This window comes from Paenibacillus dendritiformis (assembly GCF_015845845.1).
Taxonomy (GTDB): domain Bacteria; phylum Bacillota; class Bacilli; order Paenibacillales; family Paenibacillaceae; genus Paenibacillus_B; species Paenibacillus_B dendritiformis_C.
In genome coordinates, this window is record NZ_LDIG01000127.1 from 1 (window position 1) to 6791 (window position 6791).

Here is a 6791-nt window from a genome sequence, read left to right on the forward strand (position 1 = left end):
TGCCGCCGGCCAGGGCGGAGGCTCCGGCGGCGGCAGCGCTCCCGCTTCCGGGACGGGAAGCGGCGCGGGGGGAACCGCAGGCGCCTCGAATGGGGGCGCGGCTGCGGGAGCCGATTCGAGCGCGGGATCCGGTACAGGTGCGGCCCGGGGTTCCGGCGCCAACTCCGGTGCGGGCACGAGCGAGCAATCGGGTGCGAATTCGGGAGGGAACTCGGGTGCGAACCGGGGGACGAACACGGGTACAGGTGCAAGCCCGGATGCGAGTTCGGGTTCCGGCTCCGTGAGGAATCCCGATGCGAACTCCGGCGCCGGTTCAAGCACGAACCCAGCCATGAATTCAGGGGCAGACTCCGGAGAAGCGGAAGACGCCCCAACGCGATAATGCCAATTCGGGCGAGCTAATCAAGAATTTCTGCACACGTGCAGGATTTTCGCCGGAACCAGCGCCGAAAGGTGGAAATTGCTGCAAAACTACATCAATTTTGCCCATAGCGGGCCAAATCCGGGTATGGACCGCCAAAATGCTGCATTTTTGCAGGATTGATGCGGAGCGGGCACTGACCACCATGCAAAACTGTAGTTTTGCAGGATTTTCTGCCCGGATGCGCCCGGAACATGCGAGTGACGCATGAGTGCAAGGGCATATCTTGTCCTCGGCATACCGTGTCCGGGGCGGGAAGCGGCGGCGCTGCGGGATCTGCAGCCTGGTTCCTGCGAGTGGGTCCGAGAGCAGGCCTTCACCCGTGGACGCACCCGTTGCAGGCTCAACCGTCGAGGGGGCTTCGCCGGCGCTATCGTGGCAGTCCGCCCTGTCAGTGGTGTTCAACCGGACACATCCGTGGCGGACACTCCCCGCTTGGGGAACTTGCCTGCCGGGCCGCTTCCGTTGCCGTTGCCTAACCTACCTGATGCCGAGCCGCGGACGCTTCCGCAGGAAGCCATGCCGCGCAGTCGGGTACGGGAGCGGCAGCCAAGACACCCGGGGGGCATGCCGTGTCAGCGAGGCGCGGGAGAGGCAAACGCGAGGGAGCATGCCCGCGCCGGGCAAGCGGAGGAGAAGGAGGGGTCAATCATCGCCATGAAGGATATCATTTCCGATCGGTTAAGCAAAATGGAGGATCTGGAGCAGCGCAAGCTGCTGAAGCAGTTGATGACCGGGTTGTTCCTCAATCTGGTGGAGTATCAGGAAGAGATGAACCGGAAGATGGAGCGCAAAGTGTTCGATGAGGTCGAGGACGGCGAAGAGAAGCATGATGTCTTCGTCTCGTTGTGCCGCCGCGACGAGCTGGACCCGATTCACGAATTCCTGCACCCGATGCTGCCGGAGGACGCGGCGCCGAAGCTGATCGACATGAGCCGTCTGCTGGACCATATGCAGCGGAAGGAAGAGGCGCTGCTGTTCACGCTGTTCCTGGAATGCGATTATGCATCGCTTCGGGGGCTGCTGGACGGGGAGCGAATGTTCCGGGGGGAGATGATCACATCCGGCGGCCGTTACCCGATCTCGGTCCGGCTCGTGCAGAGCCGGCGCTATATCGAAGAGATCGAGAAGCTGTATCACGTGTTCCAGCAAAATAATGTGCCGTGGAAGACGGTCAATCATCCGTACGCTTATAAATTCGTCGACGTGCTGTTGACGCATTGCGACGCCGTGCCGCAGGAGGATGAGGAGATCAGCGAGATTACGGTCGATCTGGAGGAATACGAGCCATATAAGCGGCTCGATGTCATTCCGCTCTGGAATATCGAGCGGCTGGCCATCAAGAACAGCGGCTTCCCGGTTCCCGCCTCCGATCGGATCAACTACGAGCATGTGCTGTCGCTGCACAAGACGGGCAGCGAGCACGGCTATCTGGTGGAGGGCGACGAGGAGAACATCCGCTATATCAAGCGTTCGCGGGATGAGCTGACGATCGTGTCGCCGCAGGAGAAGGCGGGCATCTGGAGCGTCCTCAAAATCGCCCAGCCTGTCGCCTCCCGCCTCGGCAGCCTGAGCTATCCGCTCGTCTCCAACCGGAGAACGGACGGCTTCATCGGAAAATATGCCCGCCGGCAGGGGCAGATTGTGCGGGCGACGGGGGAGATCATCCGCATTTTGCATGCGTTCGATGCGGCTCGCCTGCTTGAACTGGAGCGGGTCGACATCCGCGATCGGAGCGACGGCTCGCCCGAGACGTACGAGATGAATCCGTTCGTCAGCGACAATGTCCGCACGGAACGGGACAAAAAGGTGATGCGGCTCGCCTTCCGGGCTCGCCTGTCGGAGGAGAACGAGCGCTTCCTGCTTCAGGATCAGATGAGCTTCCTCGTGTCGGAAGTGCAGATGTTTTTTCCGGAATACAAGTGTGAAGGGGAATGGGCGTGAATTATATATGGGATCTGGTCATCCAGGCGGAACAAGCCGGCATCGAGGCGAAGGATATCCGGTTCGCTCCGGCCCGCGTCTACTCGCCCTATATGGAGCTCAGCCTCGAGGATCTCAACACGCGCGCGCTGCAGCATCTGGAGAAGGTAGAGGTCAATCCGTACTACCGCTTCTACGACTTGTTCAAGGACCTGTTCGATATTAACAACGAAGAGGATACCGAGCTGCGACATGCGTTGTTCGATATCATTCTGCACTTCCTGACCGGGATTGACCGCCGGCAGGGGATGAACCGGCGCGAGTATTATATCCGGTTCGTGCTGCGCGATATGGCGGAGGGACGGTTCGGCCGCCGCGTGAGCGAAGCGATCCCGCTGTTCACCCGCGATGAGCAGGAAGCGGTGGCGTGCAATGTGCTGCGCCTGTATGAGACGGGCGAGGCCGTTTATTTGCTGCGGGATACGATGCGGCGCATTTTCCGACGTTCGACGATTTACGTGAATTGCGAGGACAAGGATGAATTGCTCATCTATGTCGGCCAGGAAAAGTCGGAGTCGGTCCGGGCGAAGGTAGAGCTGATTACGGATCTGTTCCTGCCGGCGCGCTTCCATACGGAAGTCTACTGGCGCGATCACTTCGGCATTATCGAGGTGGACGACACGATGCAGTTGGGGCGGATTGCTCTGTATTAGCCCGGGCAGCTCCTGTAGTAGCAGATTGTCCAGCAGGGCCGGATTGCTCTGTAATGGCAGAGTGCCCGGTGCCCTGTAGTGACAGATTGCCTTGTAGGAGCAGACTGTCCTGTAGTGGCAGATTTCCCTGTAGCAGCAGACTGTCCGGGGTGAACGATGGTTTTTTCAAAGAAATGCAATGGCATAGTTAAGCACGTTAAGCTATCGGTTCATCGCAATGGTGGCAACCAAGGATGGGCCGTTCATGATAGGGCAGGTCACGAAGTTGACAGCCGGAGGGAGAGGTAACTTATGGCCGGATACTCGTACAAGCTGTACACGCAGCCGGGGCGCCGGGAGGATGACCGGAAGCGGGCGCAATATCACCGGGAGGAACTGTTGGAGATGACGACGTTCCAGCTCCGGAACATATGCCAGCGGGAGAAGCTGATCGAGGGGCTGATCCATACGCTGGATCGGGACGAACTGATCGCGACCATCATGAAATATCGGGGCGCAGACGAGAGTCTGCTCATCACTGGCGTCCGGCCGGGCGGATTCGAGCGGGTCGAGGCGGCCATGAAAAAGTATCTGGGCACGCCGCTGCCCGATGCCGGAGGCATCCGAATTCCGGCGAAGATTACGCTGTACTCCGGCCTGAAGCTGGATCGGTTCGACGGCTACCGGGTCGAGGCGGGGGCGGAGATGGCCGAATCGAACGTGCTGCTCGTCAATGAAAATCTGGAGCTGTGCGCCATTCTCAATCTGGTGAAGGACGGCTCGGCTCCGGGAAGCTTTTATTTGGCGATGGCCGAGGAGGCCGAGGTGAAAAAGACGGCGAACCGCCAGTATAGCCTGCTCTTCTTCCCGCGGGCGGTATCCGAGTACGTGTATCGAACGTATTACCGCGACACGCCGCTCCCGCCGGCTCATCTGTATTATTACAAAATTCCGGTCACCGATCTGGACATCCGCGAGCTGGAGGAGACCGATGCCATCCTGGCGATCGATTTCGGCACCTCGAATACGACGGCCGGAGCGTATTTGGACAGCGGCTATATTGCTTCGCCCAATACGAACGACGTGCTGAGCGGGCGCATTCGCCTCGATCGGATCAACTATGTGTCGTTCCCCGATACGACGTCTGCCGATGCGGATTGGATCGAGGTGCTTCCGACCGTCATCGGCGTCGCGGACTGCTCCGATCCGGAGCGCATCCATTATCATTTCGGTTACGATGCGCTGCGGGACCGGAAAAGGAACGGCTACAGCGGCAGCGCCACCGTTTTCCACGGCATGAAGCGGTGGGTGAACAACTACAAGAAGCGGGAAGACGTGATGGATGCGCAGGGGAACGCGGCATCGGTGTCCCGGCAGGAGCTGATCCGGGCTTATATGCTCCATGTCATCCGCATGGCGGAGCATCAGTTCAAGTGCCGCTTCCGGCATCTTCATCTGTCGGGCCCGGTCAAGCTGAAGAAGCAGTTCATCGAGATGTTTGCCGACATTTTGCCGGAATACCGGATCGAGTCAGATGATGCGCTCGACGAAGGGCTGGCCGTGCTGTACAACACGATTGCCAATCAGATAGAACAGCAGCGCTTCCTCGACGGGGAGGAATACAAAGCCTTGGTCATCGACTGCGGCGGAGGGACGACCGACCTGTCCTCCTGCCGCTTCCGCATCGAGGACGGCCACATCGCCTACAAGCTGGACATCCATACGTCCTATGAAAATGGGGATACGAACTTCGGCGGCAATAACATTACGTACCGGATCATGCAATTCATGAAAATCGTCTTCGCCGGGTATTGCCGCGGCGGCGGAGCGGCGGCCGGAACGTTGCCGGATATCGATTCGCTGATCGACATTCCGGCGGCCGATCTGTACCGCCATGTGGATGAATTCGGGTCGGAGGCGGTCTACGCGGCGTTCGACGCCGCTTACCGCGAGGCGGAGGCCGTCATTCCGACCCGGTATAAGGAATATGAGCACCGCTCCCGGGATGAGTATCATCGGGTGCGGAACAATTTCTACGTCCTGTGGGAGATGGCGGACGGGATGAAGAAGGAATTTTTCCGCCGGACAGGCATTCTGCGGAGCCGCTTCGATTCCGGGCGCGGCAGCCGGGCGGAGCAGGATCTGCATCTGACGGTCCTGGATCGGTGGTGTCTGTCGCTGCGGGAGAATGGGCAGTTCCGGGACGTGCACGAGCCGCCGGATGTCGTGTTCAACATTCAGGAGATCAACCATCTCATTCGGGCCGACATTTATGCGATTGTGCACAAGTTCCTGGACGAGTTTTTCCGCGACGGCCGGCTGCAGGATTATTCCATCATCAAGCTGACCGGCCAATCCTGCCGGATCGACGTTTTCCGGGAAGCGCTGAAGGAGTTCGTGCCCGGGCGGGCGATCGAGTTCCGGCAGAAGGCGGATGATTCCGGCAAGGTGCCGGAGCTGAAGCTGGCCTGCCTGCGCGGCGCGCTTCGCTACCTGAGCGCCCGGAAGGCGGGCCTGATCGAAGCGCGGCTGACGAACCAGGCGCCGATCGTGCCGTACTCGGTCAGCGCCCTGGCCCATACCGGGCAGGAGAAGCTGCTGATCGCGAGCTACGAACGGCTGGATCAGGCGCGCGGCTCGATCTCGCGGCCGCTGGGCGCGCATGAGATCGAGTTCAACATCCGCAACGCGGACGGCCAGCTGCGCTATATCGCGGTCTATGCCAATGATTTCACGGTGTACCGCCCGGTGCGGTACGAGGAGATTGCCGCGGAATACGGCGATCGGATTCCGCAGGATGACACGGACTCGATCGCCAACGGCGAGGCCAAATGGTTCGTCTTCGCCAGCGACGGAAGCTGGGGCTTCGAGACCGTGCCGGTCGCGCGGCTGAACGAGCAGCTCTATATCGGCGCGAAGCAGTTCTATGCCTTCGAGAATGATCTGTCGGAGCTGGATTTCTTCGACGGCTTGAAATAATCGAGACAGAACGGAAAGGAGGGCTGCGCTTTGTTCAAACATCAGGTGCCGCATTTCCATCGGGGCCGGATTCTGAAGACGGACATGCTGGAGAATCTGCGGGACTTCCCGCGGCAATTCGTCGACATCGCCTACCAGTCCTATTCGAGCGGGGTGCTGGCCGGGACCGAGGTTCGGGTCGGCCCCCGCAGCCTGACGGTCGGCAAAGGCATCGTCAAGCATGGAGGCCTCATCTATATCCTGGAGCAGGAGCATGAGCTGCCTTACCGCTCGACCGGGAGGGAGACCGTGCTTAAGATCCGGTTCCACGCGGAGCAGCCGTCGAGCGACTTCACGACGCTTCCGGGGGAGATCGTGCTGGACGAGGACACGGCCGAGGTGAAGGCGAACGAGATGGAGCTCGGCCGCTTCAAGCTGAAGGAAGGCGCCCGGCTGCGGGACGATTACCAGAGCTTCGCCGACCTGTCTACCGAATTCAACACGCTGAATGTCATCCATGTGCCGCATGCGGGCATCGGGCAGAGCACCTTGTCGCCCTTCATCCTGCGGTACTTCGCGCAGGAGCTGCTGAAGACCCGCGTCGAACATGCGCATGACGCCGCCTTCGCCATGCTGTGCCTGAACGGCGGCGCGGTGGAGCGTGACGTCATTCAGCATTACCTCGGCCAGCGGCTCGGCACCGGCTACCGCGAGCTCACCAACGATCGGCTCTACGCCGGCCTCCGCCGGGTGCTGAGCGAAGCGGGCAGCGGCCGGGCCATGGCGCCGGACATGCG

At 60.6% G+C, this 6791-nt stretch carries 5 protein-coding genes; all 5 read left to right on the forward strand.

The annotated features are described in order from the left end of the window. Positions 1-284, forward strand: a 284-nt coding sequence (locus ABD76_RS11265; RefSeq protein ID WP_197256921.1) for a hypothetical protein, incomplete at its 5' end; no start/stop codon positions are given. A gap of 794 nt (positions 285-1078) precedes the next feature. Then, positions 1079-2365: a normocyte-binding protein gene (locus ABD76_RS11270; protein WP_197256922.1), complete on the forward strand. Its 1287-nt coding sequence runs from the start codon at positions 1079-1081 to the stop codon at positions 2363-2365. Continuing rightward, positions 2356-3057, forward strand: a complete 702-nt coding sequence (locus tag ABD76_RS11275; RefSeq protein ID WP_197256923.1) for an iron-dependent peroxidase — start codon at positions 2356-2358, stop codon at positions 3055-3057. The genes ABD76_RS11270 and ABD76_RS11275 overlap by 10 nt, the downstream gene beginning before the upstream one ends. A 291-nt stretch (positions 3058-3348) precedes the next feature. Continuing rightward, positions 3349-6015: an acetate and sugar kinases/Hsc70/actin family protein gene (locus ABD76_RS11280; protein WP_197256924.1), complete on the forward strand. Its 2667-nt coding sequence runs from the start codon at positions 3349-3351 to the stop codon at positions 6013-6015. A 30-nt stretch (positions 6016-6045) separates the two neighbouring features. After that, positions 6046-6791: DNA and RNA helicase (locus tag ABD76_RS11285; protein ID WP_197256925.1), on the forward strand; the 746-nt coding region annotated here is incomplete at its 3' end.

What these genes read in the sequence shown, in the direction of transcription:
- ABD76_RS11280 (WP_197256924.1), top strand. Translation starts at nt 3,349, where the DNA reads ATGGCCGGATACTCGTACAAGCTGTACACGCAGCCGGGGCGCCGGGAG.
- ABD76_RS11275 (WP_197256923.1), top strand. Translation starts at nt 2,356, where the DNA reads ATGGGCGTGAATTATATATGGGATCTGGTCATCCAGGCGGAACAAGCC.
- ABD76_RS11270 (WP_197256922.1), top strand. Translation starts at nt 1,079, where the DNA reads ATGAAGGATATCATTTCCGATCGGTTAAGCAAAATGGAGGATCTGGAG.